Raw genomic sequence first — 26,951 nt, forward strand, 5'->3', positions numbered from 1 at the left:
ACCCTACTCCTCAAAACTTTGTTTTTAGTATTTCCACGGCTTTCTTTAGTTGCTCATCTTCATTTATCGGAATCTCATAAGAAGAACTTTCGACCTTCTTTAAAGATACCTCAACGTCGGGCTCTACTCCTTTTCCATCTATGGACCTCCCGCTGGGAAGGTAGTATTTAGCAATTGTCATCTTCAGGCCCGACCCGTCGTTCAAAGGCATAAGTTCCTGTACGGTTCCTTTCCCGAAGGTCCTTTTCCCCACCAGCACCGCTTTTTTGCTGTCCTGCAGCGCACCGGATACGATTTCAGCAGCGCTGGCACTGTTTTCGTTTATGAGCACGGCCAGAGGAAGCTCAAGACTTGCATCGTCCGAATAGTACTCCTCCAATTTATTTCCGTATCTATCCCTGGTGAAGACCACGAGGCCCTTTCCCATGAGCATATCCGCCACCCGCACAGCCTCATCTAGGTCTCCTCCGGGATTGTCCCTTAGGTCCAACACTAGGGCTTTTATCCCTTTTTGCTGCAAAGCTGTCAAAGCGTTTTCGAATTCCTCTGAAGTATAAGAGTCAAAGGAAGATATTCTCACATAACCGATGTCATTTTCAATTATATCCCATTTTACCGTTTTTAGCCTTATATCGTCCCTCACCAGCTCGTATTTAAGAATTTCTTTTACACCGGGCCTTTCCACGTAAACGGTGACTTTTGTCCCCTTCTTACCCCTGAGCAGCTTTACAGCTTCGTCAATGCTCTTGCCTTTTAGTTCCACCCCATCTACTTTAACTATACGGTCCCTCGGGCGAATACCTGCTTTATGAGCCGGAGTGCCTTCTATAGGAGCAACCACTATAATCTCACCGGTCTCTTCGTCCACATCCAGCGAAAGTCCTACCCCTTCGAAGCTCCCGTTCAAAGAAATCATGAAATCCTCGAATTCTTCCGGCTCCATGAATACCGAATAGGGGTCCTCCAGAGCCTGAACCATCCCATTTATAGCTCCGCGAATGAGAATTTGCGGCGGAACTTCCTTTACGTACCTCTCCTTTATGTAATTCATCACTTCTGAAACGGGTATAAGTTCGGAAGTTTCCCCGGACTTTGTCTGAACTTCTCCCAGGATGGGTTTTTCTTTTAAAGTAGAAAGGGGCCTAACTCCGATAGCAGCCCCTAAAAAGAACGCAGCGGTGAATACAATAAGATATGTAATTGACGCCCGTATAATCTTTTTCTTTCCAGTCAGCATCCATCTTACTCCTTAAAATTAAACAAACTTATTTTATTAAGCTTATTATACCACATTATTTTACCCAATTCCACGGGCTTACATGCTGGCCTTCCTTCCTTACTTCAAAGTGAAGGTGAGGTCCTGTGGAAATGCCGGTGCTTCCAACAAGGCCTATTCTTTCTCCTCTTTTTACGCTCTGCCCTTCAGACACTAATATTTTGGAAAGGTGAGCATATAGCGTTGAAATACCTCCACCGTGGTCTATGATTATGGTATTGCCGTACCCCCCATAGTAGCCAGTGTATATCACTTCGCCATCGTCAGCAGCCACTACATTAGTTCCCATAGGGGCACCGATGTCTATCCCCGTATGGAAGCGCCGTGACTTATACACCGGGTGAATGCGCCAACCATAGTCGGATGTAATATTCTTGGAACTCGGTACAGGCCACTGAAATGCTCCGGTTCCAACGTAGCCCTTCGAGCTTCTCGCCTGAATTTGCTTTATCATCTCGGCTATTTTCCTGGATTCCTCTTCCAACTGATCCTGCTGTCGTTCGTATTCCCTTTTTTGCTCTTCGAGGGCTGCCAGAAGCCTCTGGCGATCCTGCTGGCGAGAAGCCAGCTTCGCCCTGTGAGTATTTATGAGTTGATACTGCCGGGCTATGACCTGGCGTTGGGCTTCCAATTCGGATTTTTTCTTTTCCACTAACTCTTTTTTCGCTTGAAATTCCATAAGAAGTGTTTTGTCATAATCCAATAGGCGCTTTACCATATCCAAACGGGTTAGAAATTCCGAAAAGCTAGCCGACTCGAGCATTACTTCCAGATAATCCACGGGCCCTGCTTTGTACATCGCCCGCAGCCTTGTCTTGAGGTCATCTTCCTGTTTTTTAACTTCTTCTTCTGCTTTTTTCAGTTCCTGCTGGGTAATGGTCAACTTTTGCTGGGTGAGTTTTAATTGCGCTTCAGCAGCAGCGAGCTTATTTTGAGTTTCCTGAAGGTCTTTTTCTATGGCTTCTAGCTCTTCTGCAACGTTATTTTTTTGAGCGTTCACCTTTTTCAATGAATTCCTTATCTCCTGTATCTTTTTCGATATTTGACTTTGCTGGGTTTTTAAATTTTCAAGGTCAATCGCTTTTGCCGGTATCATAGATGTTATGAAAAAAAGCAGAGCTAAAATTACACCGAAAACTTCGCGGGCTCTTTGTTTTTTCAAAACGCGATCCTCCTTTCGGCAACTAAACCCTCAAAAATCTTCTTATTGAAAAGCCGCTTCCAAAAGCCCCCAAAAATGTCCCCATTAAAAGCAGACCGAGAGTGTACTCGTTAAATTCCTTTAATGGAAGAAGAGAAATCATCGGAACATTTAATTTCACAATATTGTACAAATAACTGTAGCCAACTGCCAGCAAAGCAATGGCAATCAGCGAGCCCGTAAACCCGAGCATCATGCCTTCAATCAGAAAAGGCCATCTCACGAACCAGTCCGTAGCACCTATATACTTCATTATGCTTATTTCCCTGCGCCTTGAAAAAACTGTGATCCTTATGGTGTTCGATATTATGAAGACCGATATCGTAGCAAAAATCGCCATTACTGCTAGGCCCATCAGCCTCATCCAGTAAGTAATTTTAAACAGCTTTTCAACAACGCCCTTGCCGTATTTTACTTCCTCTATCCCTTCTATTTTCTGTATCCTTTCCGCTACCCCTGAAACTTCCTGAGGAGTCTCAACCTTGATGCGAAAGGAATTAGGCAGCGGATTTTCTATGCCTTCCAGTAACTCGTCGCCCACCTGTTTTTTAAATTCCTCCAGTGCCTGTTCCTTCGAGACAAATACAACCTCTTTAACCCCATCCAGACTTTTTATGCTCAATTCGATCTGGTTTATCTTAAGCTTGTCTACTGAATCCTCGAGATAAGCTGTAATCTCCACCTGAGATTCCACATTTTTTGCTATGTAATCAAAATTTATCGATATCATCAAAAAAGAGCCGAATATTATCAGTGCCGAAGCCACGGCTCCTATGGAAGCTAAGCTCATCCACCCGTTCCGAAAAAGGTTTGCGAAAGCTTCTTTGAAAAAGTAACGAATGGTTCTAAGTTTCACAGCGGTAGACCCCTCTTTCTTCGTCCCTTACCAGTTGTCCATCTTCTAACTGCAGAACTCTTTTTTTCATGGCATCTACGAGTTCTTTGGCATGGGTGGCAACAATTAATGTCGTGCCTTTTTTATTTATTTCATCCAGCAATTTCATTATCTCCCAGGAAGTATCCGGGTCCAAGTTGCCCGTCGGTTCATCGGCAATGATTACATCTGGATTGTTGACAAGAGCCCTCGCTAAGGCCGCTCTTTGCTGCTCTCCTCCCGAAAGTTCGTTAGGCCTTGAGTTCATTTTATGCGAAAGCCCAACCATTTCGATAACCTTTGGCACCCTTTTCCTGATTTCCCTTGGAGACGCCTCTATAACTTCCATGGCGAAGGCTACGTTTTCATAAACGGTCTTTTGAGGAAGCAGCCTGAAGTCCTGAAAAACGACTCCTAACCTTCTCCTCAAATAAGGTACTTCCTTCGGCTTCAAACGGGTAATGTTTTTCCCATTTATAAAAATCTGACCTCGCGTGGGCAATTCTTCGCGAAAAAGAAGCTTTAGAAATGTCGATTTTCCTGCCCCAGTCGGCCCTACAAGAAAGACAAACTCGCCCTTTTCTATCTTTACATTTATGTCCCTGAGAGCTACACATCCGCCCGGGTAAATTTTTGATACTCCCACCATTTCTATAATGTGTTGCACTTTCAATCCACTCCTCATCAACTATTTTTTTAGTTCGACATAAATCCCAAAATTCCTTCCCTCTCGGGATTCATATTTTATGGTAATATATTCCCGCGAAAATTAAAAAGCGGCTATTCGCCGCTTTTTGTAGGTAGTAATTTCTTAAGATTGGCCATCTCTATAGCTGTCAGTGCCGCATCCCATCCCTTATTTCCCGCCTTTGTGCCCGCTCTCTCTACCGCCTGTTCTATGGTATCGGTAGTCAGGACGCCGAAGATGGTGGGCACTTTTGTTTCAAGAGACACTAAAGCAATCCCTTTAGAAACTTCGGCCGCAACGTAATCGAAATGCGGCGTCGCGCCTCTAATGACGGCGCCCAGACAGATTACCGCATCGAAACGCCCGCTCTCTGCCATTATTTTCGCCGTAAATGGTATCTCGAAACTTCCCGGCACCCAGTAAACCTCGATAGCCTCATCCTGGGCACCGTGGCGCAGTAAGCAGTCCAGCGCCCCTTCGAGCAGCTTGCCGGTGATGAATTCATTGAAACGGCTGACAACAATGCCGAATCTCAGGTTTTCTGCGGTCAGTTTGGCCTGGATAATTTTGGGCATTTTATCATCCTCCTCCTTCTTTTACAGCCAGTGACCCAGCTTTTCTTTTTTGGCTTCCAGATACCTTGCGTTGCTTTTAGTAGGCGGGATTTTGAGCGGTATACGCTCCACTATCTCAAGGCCGTAACCTGCAAGACCAACTACCTTCCTAGGATTGTTGGTAAGAAGGCGCATCTTTTCAATCCCCAGGTCCTTTAGTATCTGCGCACCTATGCCGTAATCCCGAAGGTCGGGAGGAAACCCCAACTTCAGATTGGCTTCCACAGTATCGAATCCCGCATCTTGCAAAGCGTACGCCCTTATTTTGTTAGCAAGCCCTATACCTCGACCCTCCTGGCGCATATACAGAATCAGGCCCTTTCCTTCTTCCTGAATTAACTTTATGGCGGCCCTCAATTGAGGACCACAGTCGCAGCGCTGTGAAGAAAAAACATCTCCGGTAAGGCATTCCGAGTGCACGCGCACCAAGGGTACGTCGCCCTCGTTTATCTCTCCTTTCATGAGCACTAAGTGAGTCTCGGAAGTAACTATGTCTTCATAGCATATCAGTTTGAATTCCCCGTAATCGGTAGGCAAAAGCGTCTCTGCCACCTTACGTACCAGCTTTTCTCTTGCTTTGCGGTACCTTATGAGGTCTTCTATTGTAATTATCTTTAATCCCCATTCTTTCGCAAAACTCATAAGGTCGGGGAGCCTTGCCATGGTGCCGTCGTCCTTCATTATTTCGCAGATAACGCCGGCCTGATAAAGCCCTGCCAATCGAGCAAGGTCTACGGCCGCTTCGGTGTGCCCGGCCCTCCTTAACACTCCGCCGTCTCTTGCTATCAGGGGAAATATATGGCCCGGACGGCGCAGGTCCTGTGGTTTTGTGGCCGGATCGATCAACGCCTTTACCGTATCGGCCCTGTCATAAGCCGATATTCCGGTGGAATTTCCGACGTAATCCACCGATACTGTAAATGCAGTGCCCATATTGTCGGTGTTATTGCCAACCATCAAGGGCAGGTCAAGCTCTTCAGCCCTTTTTTTCGTAATGGGGACGCAAATTAGGCCGCGACCATGAATTGCCATAAAACTTATGGCTTCCGGCGTTACCTTTTCCGCAGCCATGACAAGATCCCCTTCGTTTTCCCTGTCCTCGTCGTCGACGACGATTATCATTTTGCCCTGCTTAATGTCCTCTATGGCTTCTTCAATAGTATTGAATTTATATTCCCCAGACATCGATTTTCTCCTTCCTCTTTGGACTCTAAGGTTGAAAAAACAGCCCTGAACCGCGGCTAAAAGCCGTAAGACTTGAGCATTTCAGCACTCAGGCCTTTTCCCGAAGTGCTCTCCTTGAGTTTTAGCAGATACTCCCTTACGTACTTTCCCACAATGTCAGTTTCAATGTTTACCGTGTCTCCCTGGTTTTTGTACTGGAGGACCGTAGCATTGAAGGTGTGGGGTATTATAGAAACTGAAAATCCACGGATACTCACTGCCTGGACGGTCAGGCTGATGCCGTCTACGGCTACGGAACCTTTGGGTACAATATATTTCATCAGCTCCGGCGGCACACCTATTTCAAACACCACCGAGTTTCCTTCGGGATAAGTTCTAAGTATTCTACCAACCCCGTCCACATGGCCTAATACTATATGCCCGCCAAACCTACCTCCCGCTTTTATAGCTCTTTCAAGATTTACTCGTTTACCCGCCGAAAGCTCGCTCAAAGTCGTGCTCCTTAAAGTTTCAGGCATAATGTCGGCCACGAAGGAATCGTTTCTGACGTCCCTGGCTGTCAGGCATACCCCGTTGACTGCAACACTATCTCCTACCTCAAGGTCTTCCAGTACTTTTTTACATGAAATGGTAATCAGGGCTCCTGAAGAAGACCCGACCAATTTAGTAACAATTCCTACCTCTTCGATTATCCCGGTAAACATGAGGATCCCCCTTTTCCAGGGTCAGGATAGGCTTCCAGCAGTAGATCCCCGCCTATCACCTCGGCTGAATGAAATTTGAACCGTGGAGCTTGCTTCAGCTGATCGATGGGAAGAATTCCAATAGAATTAATTCCATTGCCGCCTATTATCAAAGGAGCCTGGAACACCAGCAGTTTATCCACCAGATTCTCTTTTATGAAAGAAGCTATAAGGGTGGCCCCTCCTTCGAGCAACACGCTAGTTATCCCCATACTGCCCAGGATTTCCATCAGCCGCTTAAGGTCTACCCGGCCATCGACAGCGGGAACCTTTATCACTTCAGCGCCTTTTTCCTTCAGAGCATTGACCTTTTCGCTATCGGCCCCTTCCGTGGTAGCAATGATTATCTGCCCGTCTTTGCATTCCAGCATCCGCGCGTCAAGGGGTATCCTAGCCCACGAATCCACCACTATCCTGAGCAGGCTTTTTCTTTCTCCCGGCAGCCGACAGGTGAGAAGCGGGTCATCAGCAAGTACCGTGCCTATACCTACCATTACCGCATCATACCAGCTCCTAAACTCGTGGGCTTTTATCCTGGCAGGTTCTCCTGTAATCCACCTGGATTCGCCCGAGGCCATAGCAATCTTGCCATCAAGGGACTGGGCTACTTTTGCGACGACAAAAGGCCTGCCAGTCGTGATATACTTTATAAACACCTCGTTCAATTTTCTCGCTTCTTCTTCCAGTACTCCGACTTCTACCTCAACGCCAGCTTCTCTCAAGCGCTTAATGCCCTTACCGGCTACAAGGGGATTAGGGTCAGTCATGGCCACCACAACCCTTTTTATCCCGGCCCTGATTATCGCATCGGCACAAGGGGGTGTTCTGCCGAAGTGGCAGCAGGGTTCAAGGTTTACGAATAGCTCCGCCCCCCTAGCCCTCTCACCTGCCTGGGCCAAGGCCACCACCTCGGCATGATGCTCTCCAGCTTTCCTGTGGTAGCCTTCGCCGACTATCTCGCCGTCCTTTACTATTATCGCCCCAACCATTGGATTCGGACTGGTGGTGCCTCTGCCCTTCTTTGCCAGGTCCAACGTTCGCTTCATGAAGAAAATGTCTCTTTCCATAAAATACCTCCGATTGATTTTTGAAATAAAAAATACCCTGCTGTCTTCAGGGTATTCTCGAATAAAATAATTAAACAAGTCTTCTCCCATCCAGACTTTACTGTCGGCTCCGGAATCTCACCGGATCTGCCTTGCGGCTCGCGGGCTTAAGGCTTTTCGCCTATCACCGCCGGTCAGGAATTGAAGGCAAAATGCCTTCTCACCTTGCCCCGAAGACTTTCTCAAAATTTGATATTCAGTTTATTTAATAATACCATACAAAGCACGGGATTACAATACTGCCTTTAACATTGCTTTGAAAAAACTTAATATTCCAAGGCAGATGAGGTAGAATATTATTTAAAGAAGGTTTTCAAAGCAGGCAGGTGTTTTGGCATGGGCTATCGCAATCTTTCTTTTGAAGAATTATCCCGCCGGGTTAAAAAAGCCGTTGAACTTTTATCCGATTGCGCGGTCTGCGCCCAGGAATGCCATGTAAACCGCCTAAAAGGCGAGAGGGGATTTTGCCACACTGGCCGCTATGCGGTAGTGAGCAGTTGGGGACCGCACTTTGGGGAAGAGGAAGTGCTTGTAGGCACCCACGGCTCCGGCACCATATTTTTCGCCTACTGCAACATGGCCTGCAGATTCTGTCAAAACTGCGAGATAAGCCATTACGGCGAAGGCAGGGAAATGTCAGCTCGGGAACTTGCCGATGTAATGCTGGAATTACAGCGAATCGGGTGCCATAACGTAAACTTAGTGTCCCCCAGCCATTGCGTGCCTCAAATCATTGAGGCTCTGCAGCTAGCCGTAAAAGACGGTTTAAAAATTCCCCTCGTCTACAACACAGGCGGTTACGATTCGGTCCAAACCTTGAAATTGCTTGACGGAATCATAGACATATACATGCCTGATATAAAATTCGGCGACGACGAAACGGGAAGGATTTATGCTTCCGCTCCGGGTTATTTTACCGTGGCAAAGCGGGCGGTAATGGAAATGCACAGGCAGGTAGGGGACCTCGTAGTAGATGAAAAGGGACTTGCAGTTAGAGGTTTGATAGTAAGACACCTCGTACTGCCCGAAAATCTTGCCCGGACAGAAGAAGTTATGAAATTTCTCGCTGAAGAAATTTCTCCAAATACTTTCACTAATCTAATGGACCAGTATTACCCCGCCCATAAGGCCCATAATGACCCCGTTCTTTCAAGACGCATAACTTCTCGAGAGTACAGCCAGGCGTTAAAAATCGCCAGGGCCGCAGGATTAAAACGCATATACTAAAAAAGCGCGAGGTCCGCCTCAATTTCCAGGCGTCCTCGCGGCTTTCTTATTCTAAAATATATTTGCTTTTCAGGCGCTGTCTTACCTTTTCCGGTATGAGGTCGCCAACTTTACCTTTTGCTACACATACGCTGGTGTCGGCGGCCCCGTAGTATACGAGGATTTCATCGTCTTCGCTCAAAACTTCCTTATCTTCGGCAGGCACCGCCCCGCACGTGAACACCACATTAGGCACCCAAGACTGGCCTTTTTCTCCGACCTCGTATTCGGTTTCCGGCGAAAGAATCGGGTTTGGCGAACGATACAGCACTCTTCCGGGATCGTTCAGGTCAACCAGTACGACTCCTAGCCTGTATACCATTTCATGGTCGACTCCGTGGTATATCAAAAGCCATCCGTACTTTGTTTTTAAAGGCTGCGCCCCTGCTCCTATTTTCAGGGAGTCCCACATCATTCCAGCGCGCGGTCCCATGATTATCTTATGGCCTTCGTGAGGCCAGGGAAACGTCAATTTGTCGGAATAGGCGACCCAGATGCTAGGTTCTATCCTGTGGTATATTACGTAATTCCCTTTGATTTTTTCCGGGAACAGTATGGCATCTTTATCCCACACGCCGGGAAATGCCAACCCTCTCCTTTTCCACCGATCGAAATTGCGTTTCAAAAAATCTTCCACTGAAATCGACGCAGCGGCTATCTGCGCCACAACCCCGTCGTAAGCCGTATAAAGCATTACTATCTCGCCGTCTATAACGACCACACGAGGGTCTTCGCATCCCCTTAATTCCTCCCTGGTTTCCGGAACGAAAATAGGGTGTTTTAATCTTTCCAGGACGTTATACCCGTCAGTTATGGCAAGGCCTATCCTTGACACTTCGTCCTGACCAAAAGCTCTGTAAAGCAGGTAAACCTTATTATTTATCCTCAGGCTTGCAGCATTAAGCACGTATCTATTTTCCCACCAGTGTTCCTTTATGGGATTTAAAATCGGATTTTTTTCATACCTTTCAAGCTTACCTGCCGGCGGCCAATCTTCCAATTCCTGTACTACTACTTCTTCTTTAGGCGGCTTAATCCCTAAAAGCATGTCCAGCAGGTCCTGGTATTCCCTTCCAAGGCTTATCAGTTGGAAAACCTGATTCATTATCTCTTCGGGGTCATATCCCAACTCTCTGTATATTTCTTCCAACAAGTCATGGTTAAACCAATCTCTTTCAACGTGCAGCGAAAGCGGAGTCGGCACCCCCTCTCCGCCTTTGAAGCTGAAGCTGGCCCATGTCCAGGCAGAACACGGCAGAAAAGTCCCGTCCTCCAGAGTGAGCCCCAAACCGTAACCTTCGGCCATCTTTAAAAGGAACACTGCTTCCCTTTTCTTTCCTTCTCCTTCAATTTTTCTTGCAAATTCTTTAAGCCTTGCTACAAATTCCCTCTGATGCCAGTTTTCAAAGACACGGTGAGCAGAAAAAATTTCCCTCCCGTAATGTTTTGTTATTGAATTTACGAACTTTTGACCAACTTCTCTGCGCTCTTTAGTGTAAATTTCCCATATCTTGGAATAATGTTCGGCTTCGATTATGCTCTTGGCTATTCTCGTAAAATACCGGAGTTTCGGGTATTTGCCTCCCATCCCCTTGCCCAGATTAACTACGGCTATCCTTGCCGTCAACCTGCTGTAGCGCGAAATGTCGGCCCAGTCATTCAAAACTGGTATCTTTTCCCTGCTGAGCACCAGGGGGAGCAATTCTACTTCTTCGAAGCTGTCAGGTCTCAGATTGTCCTGAAGCCACTCGTAAATATGAGCAAAGTATTCGGGCCGTTCGGTAAACTGGGCCAAAGTTAATATATCTCTTACGTCCACGTTGTCCATCAGCTCGCGCATGTTGCGAAAGTTAAGCCTTACCAATAAATTCCTCGGAGGAAATTCATAAAGGAGTTTCCTCAGCACATCCCACTTGACGCCAAGCACCTTTTTGTGGGGAAAGACCTCGAAAATTTTCTGACATACTTGTAATATACCTTCTTCAGTGGAGAGGTCTCCCGGAAAAATGCGGTTAACTACCCTTTCAAGTTCGCCCAGGAAATTTTCAAAGCATCCGATTATTGCTTTTGGGGTTTTCTCGGTTATTTCAAGGATATTCCTTATGTAATCTTCAAAAGCTCTGCTATATTTTCGCTGCAGCCTTTTGAATATTTCGTTGGGATATATTTCCTTGCCAAGATAACCTCTTAATTTTTTTGGGAGCACAATAGGGACTCCCGGCACGAATTCCAGATAGTCAAGAGGTGTAATCAACGGTTTTACTCCAGCGCGCCTTTTTTCAAAGAGGAGTCTAAAGTTGCGTCTTTCACTTAAAAAAGCTTTTTCCTGGTATTCTGCCAGGCTCTTTACTTTTGAGTCGATTATATCCCTTTCATCAGCTCCTATTTTTTTCAAAGCCGAATCTAGTTTTAGAACTTCATTCGCGTATCCCGCTACCATGCCGTCGTAAACGCCGGCAAGTGCATCTATGATGTCCTCTTTTAACACTTCCCCATTCGTTGAAAAAGCAGTTAAAAATTCAAGGACGACTTTCGCCCAAATCTGAGCCGGAAACCTAAAGCTGCTCTTTTCTGAGGATGCGATTTTCTTTAAAACTTCACACGTGTCCTTCTCCAGCAGGGCTTCAAAGAGGCGCTCGTTGCGCTTAAAATTATTCTTGAAAGACTCTATATAAATATCTACGTTTAGCTCCTCAGAAAGCGCATCCTTTTTTACTTCATCCACTGCATAAAAAACATCCGGTTTTTTCACTACAAATTCATCCTGCCAAATTTCTTCGTCGCGCAATATACATTCGAAAACGGTTCTCGACACCGCTTTGAAAACTATGTTGCGCTTTTGGTAAAGTGAGGGGGGAGATATTTTTCGGCCCAATTTTACTTCACATATTTTTCTCCCCCACTTTATAGCTGTCATAACAAACCATGGAGTTATTCCATAACCGCCTAAGTGCTCAGAACACTGGTCGAATTCTTTGCATAGGTCTTCTACCAGGTCATGGGAAAATGCATATACTCCGCTCAAAGGGTCAGAAACGCTTACGCCGTAAAAAGCTATAAGGAGCGGGGACATAAAAAGCCTTCCCGTAGTTTCCTCAAAGGGACTTCTCACGAAGCTTGCAACAGCCATCTCGTACTCACCAGAAATGGGATTGTATAATCCCTCTATGCATTGTGGAGTAATTCCCTCTTTTTGTCCACTTTTCAGGTCGGCCTCAAGCAGGATTACGTCTGACTCCAGCATTCGGGCCGCTTCAAATATGACTCTCGTGCTAAAACCTTTGCCTTTCGCTTCGTCCGGCATTGTAAAGCAAAGGACCTCACGTCCTTCGCACGTTGCGATACTTTTCGCAATTTCCTTTCCCGCGGGGTCTCCTGCACATACAATGAGCTTCTTATACCCCCCGGCAACCAGACTATTTCTTGCCGTTTCTAAAAGCTTCTTCAGGGTCTCCTCCTCGTTAAAGAAGGGTATACCGATTACTACATCTATTTTTTCATTCTTCATATTTTCTATAAGTTTCTTTACCTCTCTTGTTGTATCTTTAAGAAGCATTGATCCCACATTTTTACCTCCTATACCGCCGGCACAGATACCCTTTCACCATTATTCTCTATTTGTTCCAATATCTGGTGAGCTAGGAGGAAAGTAACTATCGCCTCCGCCCCCTGGTTTTGGTTGACGCCATCGGGTGTCAGGGCATCATGACAGCCTTCGGTATCTTTATTTATGAGGGGAATTTCATTAATATTTTCACCCCAGTACCAGTTATAAGCCGTCTTTGCCTTCAGAAAATATTCCCTTTCTCCCGTCGCAATGAATGCCTGGAGGCACGCCAATATTACGGAGGCAGCATCTACCGGCTGCTGGTCATAAAGCGGCATATTGCTTTCTTTCTTCCACCATCCCCTATTGCCTACTATGTTCAGATAACCTCTTCTAAATAGGGCATCTGTCAGAAATCCAAGGGTGTTTCTAGCCACTTCCAATACTTTCTTATCGCCGCTTATGGCATAGTAAGAAAATAAAGAATGAGGCAGCAGAGCATTGCAATACGTCAGTTTATCTTCAAACCAACGCCATTTTCCAGTCGTATTTTCTTCATATAACTTTACTAGCTTGTAGGCCATCTTTTTTGCAGCGGGATATAATTTCTTATATGCATTGAAGTTGTTTATAAGATTGACTATACCCAGGAGAACGTAAGCTATGGCTCTAGGGGCTTCCAAATGCAGAGCTTTTTCTAAACTTTTTTTGACCATTTTTAAGCTTATCTCTTTTACGCAACTCATGTCGCTCGATGCGGAAAAGCTTGCAGCCATAAAAGCGCGTCCTATACAATCTTCTGAATTAAGTACTGGCACAAATCGGTCTTCCAGTTTCAGGTTGTTCCACAAGCCGTTTTCCTCTTGGGCCTGTTCCAGGAAGCTAATATATATCCGCGCAAGCTTCTCTCGCATATCATCTTTCATGTCCACAGTCACAAGTAGTGCTCTCGCGTTGTCGTCCACCGTATAACCGCTGGATTTCTGCGGCGTAGATTCCTTGGCAAACTGGATTATTCCCGTGGAGTCAGTCATCCTCGCAAGGTGCTTATACATTTTTTATCGCCCTCCTAATGAAGTTGGGCGAGGAGCCCAATTTATCACAACCGGCAGCCGATTCATCCTTACCCTTTCAAGGGTATGACTTTCCCCTGGCGATTCTGTAATATCTCTTCTATGATCTCCACGTAGCTTTTCGCAACTTGGGGCCATGTCATGGTCTTTCCCAGTTTGCCAGCTTTCCTTTCCAGCTGACTCTTCAAAACAGGGTCTTTTAGGATCTGATCTATTAGGGCAGCCAGCTCTTCTGGATCGGCCTGTGACGCGACAAGCCCTCTTCCGTTTGCTAACATCTCGAGTGAATAGTCATAAGAGGTGGAAACGATTGCCCTCCCACAACCTATCGCATACGACAGCGTGCCACTCACTGCCTGATGCCTGCCAGGATACGGGGTAAGGTAAACATCGGTCATGTAAAGGTAATCTCCTATCTCTTCGATGGTAAGGAATTTATTGACAAAACGGACATTATCGTGGAGTTTCAAATCCTCCACCAGCTTTTCTAGAGATTCACGGTAAATCTCGCCTTCTCGCTTTCTTAGTTTGGGATGGGTTTCACCCACGATAAAATACAATATATCCGGATATTTCTCTTTTAACATAGCTATGGCTTTAATCCCTATTTCGATGCCTTTTCCTGGCCCTATAAATCCAAAAGTAGTAACCACAGGCCTGCCTGAAACGCCGTAGGCTTCTTTCAGCCTTTCCCTCGGCTTTTCCCTGAAAACAGGCACTCCATGCGGTACCACGTATATTTTATTGAGGGGTATTTTATAAACTTCGTGCAAGAGTTCAGCAGAACGCCTAGTCATGCAAATTACTGCCGATGCGCTTTGTCCCAATTTTATAAGTATGCCCTTTTGACTAATCGTAGGCTGGGAAAGAACAGTATGAGTATTTAAGATGAAAGGTTTTTTCAGGTGGGCTACAAAATCTAGAACGTAATTGCCATCGCAACCTCCAAATATCCCGTATTCATGCTCCAAAAGTACAAGATCCGTATAACTAGAATTGATATATTCTGCTGAGGCTGCAAAATCCTCTTTGCTTTCCTCATGAAGCTCAACCACTACTTCGGGAGGATAAGAATAAGAAGAGCCGTTGTCGGTGATGGCCAGTATTTTTACGTTTTGACCCCATAATGCGAGGTTATCCCTCAAGTCTTTAGCAAATGATGCTATACCGCATTCTCTTGGCGGATAGGTGGATAATATAGCCAGATTCATAGACATCCCCCACTTTTATATAAAATTTTAAATGTACTTTCAATCTTCGTTTCCTAAAATGCATACATTTTTATTATATATTTAAACAAGCTATATTATCCCACTTGCGGCCTATAGCACCATTGCCGGAAAATTTCAAGACAGAAGGCATCTTAGATGAGATTTCATATATGAGAAAAACACCGGAAAGAAAATTAAAACTCTGATAAAGAGTCTATCAGAGCTTTTCTGACATGAAACACGATGCGGTTCTTATAATAAAAAATATACAATATTCTGCAGTTTGTCAAGGGCTTGGAGGATTTTGGGTCCCTTGAATGCTTCATTCGCCTTTATACGATAATTTAGGTATTCGTCTAATTATAGATAATATGAAAATACTTAACCCAACAACCCATGCATTGTAAATGATTATTTGCCTCCAAGAAATATTTCCTATAAAAATACCATAAAACCCTTTGAAAGACCAGTAGGTGGGAATCCAGTAAAGGAAAATTTGTTTACTTTCGGGAAGCATTAAAGCACCTACTACTGAGCCTGATAAAATTATGCCGAGCACCTTTAAATTTGCAATCCCCGCAATCTGATTTCCGCTTAAAGAACCCACTAAAAAGCCCACTAAAACGGCTATTATAGTTCCACATAAAGTCATTACAAAAAGCTTCCCTAAATCTATATTTTTTATCCCAAGGAGCCAGATAAGAATATACCCCAAAATAAGCGGGAGTAATATACCTGTCAAACTCTTACCGATAATGTACTCATATCCTCTCATCGGAGTAACGGACAAAGCACTTAAAGTCTGGGATTCTTTTTCTTCAATTATATTAAAACCTATTACCGCTCCGCATAATGTGAAAAGCATTATAAAGAGCGAGGCTGCTTCAACTACCGCAACAAGAGAATTCTTTCTTCCCAAATCCTTTACAACGAAATTTACCCCAATATCTTTAGGATAAAGGATATCCTTCATTATCATTTGAGAAAGCTCTTTTGTGTCCCCAGATTCATTCCCTTCCAAAATTATTCTGTAATCATTCCCGACCTTAATTATTCCCGCAACATCATCTGGACCCCAGATCCTTTTTTCAACGCCTTCTTTATCTTCAAAAACTTCCACAGTGCCGTATTTTCTCAATTCTTCAATCACTTTTCCTTCGACATTCTTATATACCGCAAACTGCAGCGCTGCAGCATCAGCTCCGGTTATAAAAAACCTTAATACCAAAGCTAAAATAACGGGTGCTACTGTCATGTACAAAAGCAGCGAATCCCTCAAACTGCCTGATAAATCCCTTTTAAATATATTTAAAATCCTTCGCATTTTTCCACCTCCTAATTCCTATAGCAAGTATTTTCTATAAAGTTTCGCGGTAAGAATAAAACCTATAATATTGAAAATAACCAAACCCATAATCCCCGTCCACAAAATACCAGAATTCCCCGTTGGGAAAATAATTTCTCTTGCGGTAAAGAGCAAATAATAGGTAGGAATAACCTTTACCAAATTAGGAGCAAAATTTGGATAAAAATATGAAAGGAAAGGCAGGGAAAATAGCACGCTTATCGCGATTATCCATACACTTGCTTGAGAAATGTTATCAAAAGAGCTCGCCAAAATCAGTCCCAGCAAAGCTGCCGCAATACTCCCCAGGATTAAATAAATTATTAACCACAAATAATTTACTTTATAGCCCATCGTGAGAAATGTTAGGATTAAACAAGAAATAATCCCAAGGATAACCATTAAAATTACTTTAGAAAAAAGGTATTCGGTAATTTTTGCCGGTGCGACAAAAAGAGCCTTAATGGTCCCCTCCTCTTTTTCCATAAAAATCAAGGCGGCTATAAGGAAATATCCTAGCAGAATAGATTCCATTACTATAAAAGCCGGAATCATCATTTTATTAAAGGGTATTTCTTCTACGATACTGTATTTATTCAAAGGTAGTGTCAATAATTCAGGCATAGTTATATTCATATTTTTCAATATTTCTTGTTTAAAAGACAATAGTAATACGTTTCTTATTTTCTGATTTTCGTACCCCTGAAAGATAAACTCTATTTCAGGCTTCTTCGAAGAATTTTTTATTATCATACCTATGCTGTTAAAATCCCTGTTCATTTTTTCTTCCAATTCTTTTATTGAATTTACCTCAAATATTTTGTTGTTTTCAAGCTTAGCCTTTTCTATTACACGACTGACGGCTTCATTAGAACTGCTTTTATCTTCTATATAGTAAAAAACCTTGGGTTCTATATTTATTTCCTCCGGAAATACGTAGTTGGTTAATAGCGCAAAAAGCAATGCCGTAGCCCCAACGATCAAAAAAAAGAAATTCCTGTAGGCAATTATCAAATCCTTTTTAAGCAGGGAAAATAATCTTTTAAACACCTCAACTCAACCCCCTACCCGTCACCTTAATAAAGATCTCTTCAAGGGTTGCTTCCTGAGAATGAACCGTCTCGATATCTTTTTCCTTAATTAAATAATTCAATCTCTCCTTGTCTTCATCGCTTTCCATTGACAGCAATTCCCTTTTTAAAACTCCCTCTTCCTTATATTCTACCCTTACCATGTTTTTTCCGTATTTCAATTTTAAGTTTCGAGGAGCATCTATAAGGACTATTTTCCCGTTATTAATAAAAGCAACTCTATCGCACAGTTCATCCGCAATATACATATTGTGGGTTGTTAAAAAAACGGTTACCCCTTCCTTTTTCTTTTGCCATATTATTTCTTTTATAATACTCGCCGTATTTGGGTCTAAACCTGAGGTTGGCTCATCCAAAAACCACATTTTGGGGTTATTTATCATAGACCTCGCGAAAACCAGCCTCTGCATCATGCCTTTTGAATATTCTCCGGTTCTCTTTTTTGCGTCTTTTTCTAATCCTACCATTCTTAAAAGTTTAATGGGTTCTTCGGTCGGCACGGTGAACATCCTTCTGTAAAATTCCAGGTTTTCTAAACCCGTCAACTTTTTATAAACATTGTGCTGTTCGAAGCATACCCCTATAATATTGAAAAATTTCTCGGTAGGTTTTTTAATGTTTATACCTGCAATGCTTGCTTCACCCTTTTGTAAAGGAAGAAGCCCGGTTAAAATTTTTTGCGTTGTAGATTTCCCTGCCCCGCTGGGCCCTAAAAATCCGAAAATCTCCCCCTTTTCAATTTCAAAATTTAAATCAAAAATCGCATAATGTTCGTCATTAGTATATGAAAAATAAAGATTTTTTACGGAAAGCATTTTAATTCCCCTTTCCTTTTGCTTTAATGCCATTTTCAATAATATAAAGCATCTTATCCACCAGGTTGTATATACCCATGAGGTCTTCACCTTCTCTCGTCTTTAGATAATACTCCGAAATATCAATGCTTAAAGAAGTAATAAGCATGGACACCAGATCCACATCAATGGCAGGATCTACCTCTCCTCTTTCAATTCCCTTCATCAAAAGGTATCTGAAAAAATCCCCGCTTTTTTTTCTCGAATCTTCCATTATTTCGTCAAATAACTCCCTATCCTTTTCTTTTAAAAATCTGGCCCCGATAGAAAAAATCCTGGGATTATCTTTTGCATACTTTATTCCAGCAATATAAAGCTCGCGTATGAGCTGAAAAATATTAAGCTTTTCAAAATCCTTCATAATATGCTGCATATACACCATCTTTTTTTGAGCACATATTTCAATAATGAATTTATACAGGTCTTTCTTATCCTCAAAATACTGATAAAAGCTCCCTTTAGCTATGCCCGCTTTCTCTACTATCCTGTTAACGCTCGCCTGTTTATAAGGATGCTTTGAAAATTCATCAATAGCCGCTTCTATAATTTTGTTTTTTTTATCCTCAGGCAGATTAAAAAAAGTTGACTTTGGCATTTAATACCTCCTTTAATCATTTTTATGACCAGATGGTCATAATATGTTTAAAAAAATATGACTAAAAAGTCATAATGACCTCTTGGTCATATTATACGGCAATGGAATATGTATGTCAATTTAATTTTTATAGAATGTTATGCTCCTGCATATATTTTTTGAGAACAGAAAATGACGTGGGCTCCCCAATTTGAGAAAGCTGTTATTTCTAATTCGCGTCTTTTTCTCCTTATCCATTTTAAACCCTCCTGGCAATTTTCTTTTAAAAAGTTTTTGCTGAAAATAAAAACTCCCCACAGTTATTTCACTGAGAGGAGTCATCAACCCTTTATACGGGCAGTTAATGGTGGACTCCATTACCTTTAATGTTCGACATCAAACGTGTATCAATTATTCATCGATCTAACTTTTACAATGTATTTTATCGCACAACGGATCATGTCAAGTCATATATTTCGATATCAGCTATAAATTAGTAAATTAGATATTTTGGAAAGTATCAGATCATAATTTGTTTAAATATATCGTACTTGGCCTCATCAGTAAAAATAAAATCTTCAATAGGTGATGCGTTCAAAATTTCTTTCCCAAATTGAGTGTTTTTTAAGTTTATGAACGATTTTTTTAACTGTTCTATAATTTCAGGAGGCAGGTCAGCTCTTGCAGCTATAACATCTTTTGGAATCGGTTCGGTTTTGGCAATAATTCTTAATTCAGTATCAACAGGAAATCCTTTTTGGCGCATCAGTTTCCACGCATCAGAGTAAGTAGCTCCTGCATCCACCGTCTGTGAGAGCACAGAATTTATCACTTTATCATGAGTACCAAGAAAAAGTGCCTCTAGATCACACTCTAAATCTATGCCTGCTTTTTTTAACAAATATCGTGGAAAAACATATCCCGAAGCAGATTTAGGATCTACGAAAGCAACTTTTTTCCCTCGCAATTCTTCAAGAGAAATAATCCCGCTTTTTTTATGAACAATAATATACCCCTCATAATAAGGAGTACCGTTTACGACGGGAGTGACAAGTGGAACGATCTTTCCTTGTTCCCTCGCATTTACAAAAGCTAAAGGAGAAAACCAGCCAATATCCGCTATGCCATCCAAAAGACATCTAGCCAGATCGGAATAATCAGAAGCAATAATTGTTCTAGCATTATATCCTATCTGCTTAACCACGCTTTCGATGATAGGCACATATAATTCCTTAACTTTTTGGGGCTCTACAAAAGGATTTACGCCAAAAATTAGCTCATCTTTGTTCTTATATTTAATAGAATATTTTTGTAATTCCGAGGCTTTATTGCTTACCAAATTAGCTAACGATAAAACCTCTTGATTACTTCTTTCTAACCCTTCAATTGTTTCCATAGCTTTATTCATTGATTGAGCATTTTCTTCTGTCCTCGTTGCGAGCTGTTCAATCACCCTAGCTACCTCTCGAATCGTTAATGTGTGATTGGAAATGAGCTCTGATAAATCATTTGTTATAACATTTATTTCCTGTAATTGTTTAATGATCTTTTCTAATGCTACAGTTGAATTATAAGTTATCTCTTCAACCCCGCTTATTCGGTGAACCCCTGAAGAAATAACATTACTTACTGTATTAAATCCCTGCTTCACTTCTATAATAGTATCCCTAACTTGTTGTGCAGCAGCCTTACTTTCCTTGGAAAGTTTATTAACTTCATCAGCTACAACTGCGAAACCCCGCCCAGCTCCACTAGCTCGCGCTGCTTCTATTGCAGCATTTAGCGCCACCAGATTAGTATGTTCTGCAATTTTTTTTATTCTATTCGCAAAAGACTCAATTTTTTCAGTTACACTATGAAGTTTTCCGATGACTTCTGCGGCATTAAGGACTTCACGTGAAATTTCTGTAAGCACACTCCCTGCTTTCAAAATTATCTCACGATTTTCGCTGGAAATTTTAACTAATTGTTCGGATTCCTTGCATGTTATTCTGGTTTTTAGATCAACCTCCTCAGCGTGCTGCAGTAATTCTTCTACCGACGAGCTACACTCTTCTAGGCCTGTAGCACTTTCAATGCTATTATTTGTTACTTCTCTCGACAAATTAACGAGCAACTTAAGTTTCGACGAGTTTTCGTCCATTTTCCACAATAGTTGTCTCGCTGAAAAAGATAATTTTTCTGCTATATCTAGTAAAAGCTGGGACTCCCCAATATTTGGCCTTTCACCCTGATTAGTCAACAATTTTACATCTTTTTCCTGTTCTTTCCTTAAAAAATTAAAAAAATATTTCACCCCTCATCTCCTCCTAATCATTTGCTAAAATAAAATAATCCCCCAGGCTGCTCTTATAAGAGCCATTTGCCCGGGGGTTCTCCTTTTCTCCACCCCTAACATTTCGTTCTAATTTTTTTGTCTATTTGAAATTATAAATCATAGATACTTCAGTGTCAAGAGAGATAGATTCATTGGATCGCGTCAAGTATTTTTAGGTTTTTATGCCCCACCATCACTCTATACAGGATATTTTTCGGAAGATAGTTATATGTCGTTCCCTGCATCCATCCTCACTATCAGAGGCTTATCCGTAACAGCTCTAGCATAGCGAATGCTCTCATCTATAAATTCAGGCGTGTTTTTCTGACAGTGTTGTTTTCCTTCACGCAGCTCGATGTTTACTCCATAACCTTCTTGACTCAGATATGCGATAATAGGAGAGTATCCTTCAAAACCTTTGTATGTCATTGGATACGCCTTCTTTTTTAGTCTTTGAGTTGTCATAATGGGGATACGTCGATATCCAAAGCTACGTAATCTTTATAGCAGGGTATAATCTTTACTCCCGCTTTCTTAAGCAAGAGCGCCGATTCTTCAAGTATGATGTTGTTCCATGTGCTGCCTGCCATATCAAACCTCTGACGCAGAGTTGGACTTGAAGGGACTTTTCTGATGCTCAAGGCGGATTTAAAAAATATGTCCCGGCGTAAAGGTTCAATGCTATCAAAGTCATTTTTTCCTTGACAGAGGAGGCCGATTATGATATTGCAACGTCACTGTTTTTTATGTCCGGTTCTGGCATTTTGGAGATTTTCGCATTGTTTAACCATCTTTTGAGGCCTATTTTATTGAGAAGGATTCCGACACAGGCGAGTCCGCTTACGGGAGTAAGAATTTCGTTTATCCTTACAATTTCAAATTTCATATTGCACCTCAGGGGTTATTTTTTCCTGTTGCGTTTTTTGTCCCCTTACGCACAATTCTTCTCGACCAAATCGTAGATGAAAGTTTTTTCCATTCCCGGATTGCTTAAAAAAACGTATGCAGCCATAAGCAAAAGTTCATTGCCTCTAATCCATTTGGCCGCATCATCCATGGTTAAAACAAAATCTACTCTCCTATCGAGACCTTTTTCACCCGCCACGACCTTTGCATTTTTCAATCCTCCTATTTGAAGAGCCTCCCGCACAGTTATACCCATTTCTCCATCTCCCGGTTTTTTCTATCTACTTTTTTTTATATATTGGCAGTATTTTTTCTAATTTGCCAAATACAATTTGCAATTTTTCAAATTAATTCGTTTTCACCTTCATTTTCACCGAATATTTTTTTATAAAGATCTCTGCTGAAACTTGTTTCTAAGGGTTTACCCTCTATTATTTTGTAGGTTCTCGTTCCGTCACTTTTTCTTTGTGCCCTTAGAAAAATTGCGTTTTTCAACTTTTTGTTGTAAAAACTGTTTGCAAATTCGTATAGATGAGTAACGAAGAAAACCTTTATTCTTTTTTCCAATAATGCACTAATTATTTCTTCTGCAATCTGTGAACCCTCTCTTTCGTTTGTAGCAGAAAAAGATTCATTTAAAAGTAGCATTGAATTTAAAGTTATATCGTCTACTATTTCGCTCATCCGAGCAAGTTCTTCATCGAGCTTTCCGCTTTTCATTGTTTCATCCTCTTTTCGCTTAAAGTGAGTAAAAAGCCCATCGAAGATATTACTTGAAAAAAATTCCGCAGGAACGAACATACCGCTTTGCATCATCAATTGTGCTAAACCTATGCTTCGTATAAATGTAGATTTTCCGCCCTGATTGGCACCAGTAATTATCACTAGGTCTTTATCGTCTAAATTCAGACTATTCCCAACGATTCTATGTTTCACAGTTAGCGCAAGACACACATCATATAATTCCTTAAATGATAATTTGCGTTCATCAGTATCCACGGGAACAGGGAATGACGTGGGCTCCCCAATTTGAGAAAGCTGTTCGTATAAATTCAAGCAGCCTATGTAGAAGGTTAATTCCGTTTTCAATACCTTAAAAAAGTTTAGGATGTGATCAACCGATTGTGCTAGGGCATTGGCTACCAGATTGATTCCTCTTTCTTTTAATTCGGAAATCGCCCTTGCGCCACTTTCATCGCGGCCGCTGATATAAAAGGTATAAACAGGTACCTTTTTGGCAAAAAATCGTTTTATTAAGCTCTGATTTTTCTCTTGCGATTTACGAAGAATGTAATTGATGCCTTTGTTGCCCTTTCCCAGCTCGGCGCTTATCAGCATTCCCTCGTCAAAGTTTAGCTCTCTCAGATGGTTTTGGGCCTCGGTAAAAAAATCGTCGTCAATTTCTTTTTTAAGCATTGCAAATAACGCTTTAAATCCCTCTGATTCGAACTTACTTTCGTTTTCTTCTGCTATAATTCTCAGCTTCCTCAGCATTTCCAAAAACATTTTCAAAACATCCTTTGACCTTTGCAGGATAAAGTCGGGATATTTGCTGAAAAGACCCCAATAGTTTTTTTTCTCATTTTCAATGGTTTCCTTCGCAATTTCATATATACTCCTTATGACGGAAGGATTTTTCAAGCAGTCCTTTAAAATATCTTGTCGGTATAACACGGTGTCCGTGTCATTGTTAAAACCTGAAAGGATGACCTTCCTTGCTACTTCAAATATAAAGTTGTCACCAAGTGCCATCGCATCAAAAAGTGTTTCCAGCTCTAAATCTTGCAATAATACTTGTTCATTTTTGGGAAGTTTTTGCTGAAGGTCAAAGTTACGATCTTTAAACATAAGATAGACTTTCATGATCTTATACGCTCCTTTAATAAATTATAAGTGAGCCTGTATTTTTCTGCGATGGACATCGCATAGGAAAAGCCATCCGGAACCTTCCTAAGTATCTTGTATGTTCTTATGGCTGGATTTTTCAAATTAACGCTACTTACCATACTTACTATTTTTTCGCTTTCTACGGCTAATTCGTATACGAAAGTTACCCACACGCACAGCAATTTTTTTTGTAATATTTTTTCCATTATCTTTTTGCTTAGAAAAATTGCATCTTTTAAGGTAGTAGATGTAAAAATTTCATTAATAATGATGACGCTGTTTGGTGTGGCCTTCTCCAGAATATAACGTATTCTTAGGAGTTCATCTTCCAGTTTACCTCTTAGGTCCTTTATGTTTTCCTCTTTTTCAAAATGCGTAAAAATTCTATCATATAGGAAAAGTTGCGCTCGTTTTCCGGGAACGGGACAACCCAAGCCTGCTAAGAAATGAATTTGCCCAAAGGCACGGGCAAAAGTTGTTTTCCCACCCTGATTGGGGCCGGTTACTACAATTATTCGTTCCTCGCCTTTTAAGTAAAAGTCATTGCAGACAATATTTTGATTTTCATTCACAAGTTTATAAGCTAAAGCCATATCAAAACCTTCGAAATTGTAGACTTCCTTTATTTTGTCGGAAATTTGAGGGTAGCAAAATTTAAGTCCCGCTTTCTTCAATTTTTCTATAAATTCAAGGTAAGATATATAAAATTGTATCTCTTTGTCAAAAATTGCTATAGTCTCATCAATAAAATTAGCGTTTCTCAAAGAGTAATTATCAAGGTGAGAAAATATTTCTAGATAAAGTTTCGCCACAAAATCGAGTATTTGAGCTTCAATATGGTTCATTTCAGGATAATCGGAAAATTGAACTGTGTAATCTTTTACAGAATTCTGTTTAAATCTCTCGAAAGTTTTTATTACTTCTTTACTATAATCAATTTCAGACATATATTTACGAACCTTTACACAATTTCCTTTTATCAAAATACAGTACTTAACCACTGACAAATCGTCTTTTAATTTTTTAGTTTCTCTAAAAAGTGACCTAAAGCTATTAGATTCAACATAGTTCTTAAGATATTCGCGAAAGGATATAAAACCCTGTGAATTTAAATTTGCAGAAGTTAAATCACAAAGAAGGGTGTTGACCGCATCACAGTATATTTCAACGGCATCTAAAAACCAACTCTCTTTTTGATATTTATTATATAGCCTCTGTGCCTGTCCAAGGTGTTCCTGAACAACGATCATTTTCTGCGAAAACGATTTTATATTGTCAAACAAAACTTTGTCTTCTAGATCCTTCATAATTTCCTGACGGTACCTTATGGCATCAACATCGCGAAGGGGAGTATAAAAGTAAGGTTTTAAATTATATCGCTCTCTTCCAGCAGTAATGCCATCTATTATCTTATCGAGGTTTAAATCTCTGAAGAATTCAGGCATTTCGTTTGTTATGCTTTCGTAGTCTTCTACATTTTTAAAAAGTATGCTTAAAAAAGACATCCTTAGGCACCTCCGATATTTGAAAAAACTTCTTTTCCTTTGTTATATGGTATAAAAAGGGAATTGATACAAGCTGAGTCTTCACAGAAAATACACTAGATTATGACATGAACTCCTGCGTTCCCATACCAATTCCCCAAAGTAATCATTCCTACTAACACAAAGTAAAATCCCCCGAGGAAAACTAAAGATGTGAAAAAGACAGAAAGCAAATTTGAGAATGAGAAAATCAAAACCGAAAGACCTTTTCTATCGTATAAATATCCAAACCAAATAGTATAACTAATTTAAATGCATCACTCCCTGTAGTATTTCTAATTTGCTGCCTTTTCTCCTTATCTACTTAGAACCCTCCTGACAATTTTCTTTTAAAAAGTTTTTGCTAAAAACAAAAACTCCTCCCAGTTATTTCACTGAGAGGAGTCATCAACCCTTTATACGGGCAGTTAACGGTGGACTCCATCACCTTTAATGTTCGACATCAAACGTGTATCAATTATTCATCGATTAACTTTTACAATGTATTTTATCACACAACCGGATTATGTCAAGTCACATATTTCAATATCTGTGGTTATTTTATGATAATGTCACCTTGTAGACTATCGTGATAAAATGTCACTATGAAGAATTAGGTGCGTTATCTAATGTCTAAAGAACAATTAAAAAGATACACTGTTATTCAAAAGACTCTTGAGGGTGCTATGACTATCAAAGAAGCAGCGGTTTTTTTTGAACCTAAGTGCACGCAAGGTAATACGCCTGATATAAGGAGTGAAGGAAAATGGGGCCGCGACACTTATCCATAAAAATCAAGGTCGGAAACCCACTCAAGCCATCTCAGAAAAATTTAAACAAAAAATTATTCATCTTAAAATGTCTGGCGCCCTACAAAAACGCTAATTTTAAACATTTTCAGAAGCTTCTCGATAGAGTTAAAAACATCAAGTTAAGTTATTCTGCCCTTTATGGTATCCTCACCGGTGCCGGCATTAAAAGCCCTAAAAAGAAGAGACGCTTTAAATCTCATCGACGCCGCAAGAGAAAGCTTCAACCAGGCCTTTTAGTTCAGATGGACACTACCCCATTTAATTGGTTCGGTTATGGCAATGGCGGCGTGTTCTCTTTCTTCGGCAAGCAGTTCAAATCATTCAAAAAAGAAAACCAGCCTTCCATTCCAGCCCATACAACTGTTAATGTGTTCATTAGTAGTATAACAGGTGTATGGGTGGAATACAAGGGTAGAGTTTATGAAACTGTGCCGTTTGTTAAGCCGAAAAAGTCTGCTGCCGGTGATATTTCTAAAGAACCGAAGTCGCCTTACAGGCCGCCTGATTCTCACTATTACAAATATAGCCAGAGTCTTTTTAAACCTGTTACTTTCGAGGAAAGTGATCGCGAAATTCATGAAATACTTCAAGAAATCTTCCTTGGTAAATATAAAAAATTTGCCTGCCTTTATTAAAGTATGTTTTATTTTTTTTGTCTGAATGCTGTTAAGGCACCGTGGACTAAATGGGAGGGGCCCCTTTGCGGGAGGGTCCCCGTTTATGCCGCGAAAGGCCTTGACATCATTTGGATAGGTATCCTTTTTAAAAGATATTGACAGAGAGATAGATTCAGGACAAAAATTTTTTATTCTGCCTTTGCTCAACGGTAATAAAATATTTTTGAGATATATCACTCAC

24 protein-coding genes and 3 riboswitches are annotated in these 26,951 nt (G+C 41.4%); of the genes, 2 read left to right on the plus strand and 22 right to left on the minus strand.

The window, feature by feature from the left end:
- Positions 1–10 precede the first annotated feature (10 nt).
- From BUB66_RS06795 to ribD, 8 genes are all read right to left on the minus strand, one after another.
- Positions 11–1,237, minus strand: coding sequence for a S41 family peptidase (locus BUB66_RS06795; RefSeq protein WP_073256638.1), 1,227 nt, complete (start codon positions 1,235–1,237; stop codon positions 11–13).
- A gap of 55 nt (positions 1,238–1,292) precedes the next feature.
- Complete coding sequence (locus BUB66_RS06800; RefSeq protein WP_073256641.1) at positions 1,293–2,438, minus strand: murein hydrolase activator EnvC family protein; 1,146 nt, start codon at positions 2,436–2,438, stop codon at positions 1,293–1,295.
- Positions 2,439–2,460: 22 nt separating this feature from the next.
- A complete protein-coding gene (ftsX, locus tag BUB66_RS06805; RefSeq protein ID WP_073256644.1) occupies positions 2,461–3,333 on the minus strand; it encodes a permease-like cell division protein FtsX in 873 nt (290 codons plus the stop codon).
- Positions 3,323–4,009 (minus strand): cell division ATP-binding protein FtsE, encoded by a 687-nt coding sequence (gene ftsE, locus BUB66_RS06810; protein WP_073256778.1) that lies wholly within the window; start codon positions 4,007–4,009, stop codon positions 3,323–3,325. Before ftsE ends, ftsX begins: the two co-directional genes overlap by 11 nt.
- A gap of 122 nt (positions 4,010–4,131) precedes the next feature.
- On the minus strand, positions 4,132–4,614 hold the full coding sequence (gene ribH, locus BUB66_RS06815) for a 6,7-dimethyl-8-ribityllumazine synthase (protein WP_073256647.1): 483 nt from the start codon (positions 4,612–4,614) through the stop codon (positions 4,132–4,134).
- Between the two features lie 21 nt (positions 4,615–4,635).
- Entirely contained in the window at positions 4,636–5,838 is a 1,203-nt protein-coding gene (locus tag BUB66_RS06820; RefSeq protein WP_073256650.1) for a bifunctional 3,4-dihydroxy-2-butanone-4-phosphate synthase/GTP cyclohydrolase II, read from the minus strand.
- A 56-nt stretch (positions 5,839–5,894) separates the two neighbouring features.
- On the minus strand, positions 5,895–6,542 hold the full coding sequence (locus BUB66_RS06825; RefSeq protein WP_073256653.1) for a riboflavin synthase: 648 nt from the start codon (positions 6,540–6,542) through the stop codon (positions 5,895–5,897).
- Complete coding sequence (gene ribD, locus BUB66_RS06830) at positions 6,527–7,648, minus strand: bifunctional diaminohydroxyphosphoribosylaminopyrimidine deaminase/5-amino-6-(5-phosphoribosylamino)uracil reductase RibD (RefSeq protein WP_073256781.1); 1,122 nt, start codon at positions 7,646–7,648, stop codon at positions 6,527–6,529. Before ribD ends, BUB66_RS06825 begins: the two co-directional genes overlap by 16 nt.
- A 74-nt stretch (positions 7,649–7,722) precedes the next feature.
- Positions 7,723–7,869: riboswitch (FMN riboswitch) on the minus strand.
- 154 nt (positions 7,870–8,023) lie between these two features.
- Between ribD and BUB66_RS06835 the strand changes: the two genes are divergently transcribed.
- The gene (locus BUB66_RS06835) at positions 8,024–8,914 is read left to right on the plus strand and encodes a radical SAM protein (protein WP_073256656.1); all 891 of its coding nucleotides are present in this window, start codon (positions 8,024–8,026) and stop codon (positions 8,912–8,914) included.
- Between the two features lie 46 nt (positions 8,915–8,960).
- On the opposite strand, the gene BUB66_RS06840 is transcribed toward BUB66_RS06835, so the two are convergent.
- The 14 genes from BUB66_RS06840 to BUB66_RS06895 all read right to left on the minus strand — a co-directional run bounded on the left by BUB66_RS06840 (position 8,961) and on the right by BUB66_RS06895 (position 25,263).
- Positions 8,961–12,509 carry a glycoside hydrolase family 130 protein gene (locus BUB66_RS06840; protein ID WP_073256783.1) on the minus strand — a complete coding sequence of 1,183 codons (3,549 nt, stop codon included), beginning with the start codon at positions 12,507–12,509 and terminating at the stop codon, positions 8,961–8,963.
- Positions 12,510–12,529: 20 nt separating this feature from the next.
- On the minus strand, positions 12,530–13,555 hold the full coding sequence (locus BUB66_RS06845) for a hypothetical protein (RefSeq protein ID WP_073256659.1): 1,026 nt from the start codon (positions 13,553–13,555) through the stop codon (positions 12,530–12,532).
- A 68-nt stretch (positions 13,556–13,623) separates the two neighbouring features.
- Positions 13,624–14,784 (minus strand): glycosyltransferase family 4 protein, encoded by a 1,161-nt coding sequence (locus tag BUB66_RS06850; RefSeq protein WP_073256662.1) that lies wholly within the window; start codon positions 14,782–14,784, stop codon positions 13,624–13,626.
- A gap of 322 nt (positions 14,785–15,106) precedes the next feature.
- Positions 15,107–16,108 carry an ABC transporter permease gene (locus tag BUB66_RS06855; protein WP_073256666.1) on the minus strand — a complete coding sequence of 334 codons (1,002 nt, stop codon included), beginning with the start codon at positions 16,106–16,108 and terminating at the stop codon, positions 15,107–15,109.
- Positions 16,109–16,126: 18 nt separating this feature from the next.
- Entirely contained in the window at positions 16,127–17,179 is a 1,053-nt protein-coding gene (locus BUB66_RS06860) for an ABC transporter permease (protein WP_073256669.1), read from the minus strand.
- Between the two features lies 1 nt (position 17,180).
- Complete coding sequence (locus BUB66_RS06865; RefSeq protein ID WP_073256673.1) at positions 17,181–18,035, minus strand: ABC transporter ATP-binding protein; 855 nt, start codon at positions 18,033–18,035, stop codon at positions 17,181–17,183.
- Position 18,036: 1 nt separating this feature from the next.
- Positions 18,037–18,669, minus strand: coding sequence for a TetR/AcrR family transcriptional regulator (locus BUB66_RS06870; protein WP_073256676.1), 633 nt, complete (start codon positions 18,667–18,669; stop codon positions 18,037–18,039).
- A 304-nt stretch (positions 18,670–18,973) separates the two neighbouring features.
- Positions 18,974–19,039: riboswitch (Fluoride riboswitch) on the minus strand.
- 129 nt (positions 19,040–19,168) lie between these two features.
- A complete protein-coding gene (gene phnD, locus BUB66_RS06875) occupies positions 19,169–20,944 on the minus strand; it encodes a phosphate/phosphite/phosphonate ABC transporter substrate-binding protein (protein ID WP_073256679.1) in 1,776 nt (591 codons plus the stop codon).
- Between the two features lie 246 nt (positions 20,945–21,190).
- Positions 21,191–21,394 carry a hypothetical protein gene (locus BUB66_RS06880; RefSeq protein WP_073256682.1) on the minus strand — a complete coding sequence of 68 codons (204 nt, stop codon included), beginning with the start codon at positions 21,392–21,394 and terminating at the stop codon, positions 21,191–21,193.
- Positions 21,395–21,426: 32 nt separating this feature from the next.
- Complete coding sequence (locus tag BUB66_RS12510; protein ID WP_244269783.1) at positions 21,427–21,606, minus strand: hypothetical protein; 180 nt, start codon at positions 21,604–21,606, stop codon at positions 21,427–21,429.
- Between the two features lie 77 nt (positions 21,607–21,683).
- Entirely contained in the window at positions 21,684–21,851 is a 168-nt protein-coding gene (locus BUB66_RS12140; protein ID WP_159431512.1) for a hypothetical protein, read from the minus strand.
- Positions 21,852–21,896: 45 nt separating this feature from the next.
- The gene (locus tag BUB66_RS06885) at positions 21,897–22,127 is read right to left on the minus strand and encodes a PucR family transcriptional regulator ligand-binding domain-containing protein (RefSeq protein WP_073256685.1); all 231 of its coding nucleotides are present in this window, start codon (positions 22,125–22,127) and stop codon (positions 21,897–21,899) included.
- Positions 22,128–22,213: 86 nt separating this feature from the next.
- A complete protein-coding gene (locus BUB66_RS06890; RefSeq protein WP_073256688.1) occupies positions 22,214–23,734 on the minus strand; it encodes a MutS-related protein in 1,521 nt (506 codons plus the stop codon).
- Positions 23,731–25,263 carry a MutS-related protein gene (locus tag BUB66_RS06895; protein WP_073256691.1) on the minus strand — a complete coding sequence of 511 codons (1,533 nt, stop codon included), beginning with the start codon at positions 25,261–25,263 and terminating at the stop codon, positions 23,731–23,733. The genes BUB66_RS06890 and BUB66_RS06895 overlap by 4 nt, the downstream gene beginning before the upstream one ends.
- A gap of 410 nt (positions 25,264–25,673) precedes the next feature.
- Positions 25,674–25,739, minus strand: a riboswitch (Fluoride riboswitch).
- A 308-nt stretch (positions 25,740–26,047) separates the two neighbouring features.
- Between BUB66_RS06895 and BUB66_RS06900 the strand changes: the two genes are divergently transcribed.
- Positions 26,048–26,728 carry a hypothetical protein gene (locus BUB66_RS06900; RefSeq protein ID WP_073256694.1) on the plus strand — a complete coding sequence of 227 codons (681 nt, stop codon included), beginning with the start codon at positions 26,048–26,050 and terminating at the stop codon, positions 26,726–26,728.
- Positions 26,729–26,951 lie beyond the last annotated feature (223 nt).

The sequence above is a fragment of the Caldanaerovirga acetigignens genome (genome assembly GCF_900142995.1).
Classification (GTDB): domain Bacteria; phylum Bacillota; class Thermosediminibacteria; order Thermosediminibacterales; family Thermosediminibacteraceae; genus Fervidicola; species Fervidicola acetigignens.

Excerpts from the sequence above, each read along its gene's own strand:
- BUB66_RS06795 (WP_073256638.1), bottom strand. The coding sequence starts at position 1,237 with ATGCTGACTGGAAAGAAAAAGATTATACGGGCGTCAATTACATATCTT.
- ribH (WP_073256647.1), bottom strand. The coding sequence starts at position 4,614 with ATGCCCAAAATTATCCAGGCCAAACTGACCGCAGAAAACCTGAGATTC.
- BUB66_RS06820 (WP_073256650.1), bottom strand. The coding sequence starts at position 5,838 with ATGTCTGGGGAATATAAATTCAATACTATTGAAGAAGCCATAGAGGAC.
- BUB66_RS06825 (WP_073256653.1), bottom strand. The coding sequence starts at position 6,542 with ATGTTTACCGGGATAATCGAAGAGGTAGGAATTGTTACTAAATTGGTC.
- ribD (WP_073256781.1), bottom strand. The coding sequence starts at position 7,648 with ATGGAAAGAGACATTTTCTTCATGAAGCGAACGTTGGACCTGGCAAAG.
- BUB66_RS06835 (WP_073256656.1), top strand. The coding sequence starts at position 8,024 with ATGGGCTATCGCAATCTTTCTTTTGAAGAATTATCCCGCCGGGTTAAA.
- BUB66_RS06840 (WP_073256783.1), bottom strand. The coding sequence starts at position 12,509 with ATGCTTCTTAAAGATACAACAAGAGAGGTAAAGAAACTTATAGAAAAT.
- BUB66_RS06845 (WP_073256659.1), bottom strand. The coding sequence starts at position 13,555 with ATGTATAAGCACCTTGCGAGGATGACTGACTCCACGGGAATAATCCAG.
- BUB66_RS06850 (WP_073256662.1), bottom strand. The coding sequence starts at position 14,784 with ATGAATCTGGCTATATTATCCACCTATCCGCCAAGAGAATGCGGTATA.
- BUB66_RS06855 (WP_073256666.1), bottom strand. The coding sequence starts at position 16,108 with ATGCGAAGGATTTTAAATATATTTAAAAGGGATTTATCAGGCAGTTTG.
- BUB66_RS06865 (WP_073256673.1), bottom strand. The coding sequence starts at position 18,035 with ATGCTTTCCGTAAAAAATCTTTATTTTTCATATACTAATGACGAACAT.
- BUB66_RS06870 (WP_073256676.1), bottom strand. The coding sequence starts at position 18,669 with ATGCCAAAGTCAACTTTTTTTAATCTGCCTGAGGATAAAAAAAACAAA.
- BUB66_RS06880 (WP_073256682.1), bottom strand. The coding sequence starts at position 21,394 with ATGACATACAAAGGTTTTGAAGGATACTCTCCTATTATCGCATATCTG.
- BUB66_RS12140 (WP_159431512.1), bottom strand. The coding sequence starts at position 21,851 with ATGAAATTTGAAATTGTAAGGATAAACGAAATTCTTACTCCCGTAAGC.
- BUB66_RS06885 (WP_073256685.1), bottom strand. The coding sequence starts at position 22,127 with ATGGGTATAACTGTGCGGGAGGCTCTTCAAATAGGAGGATTGAAAAAT.
- BUB66_RS06890 (WP_073256688.1), bottom strand. The coding sequence starts at position 23,734 with ATGAAAGTCTATCTTATGTTTAAAGATCGTAACTTTGACCTTCAGCAA.
- BUB66_RS06895 (WP_073256691.1), bottom strand. The coding sequence starts at position 25,263 with ATGTCTTTTTTAAGCATACTTTTTAAAAATGTAGAAGACTACGAAAGC.
- BUB66_RS06900 (WP_073256694.1), top strand. The coding sequence starts at position 26,048 with ATGGGGCCGCGACACTTATCCATAAAAATCAAGGTCGGAAACCCACTC.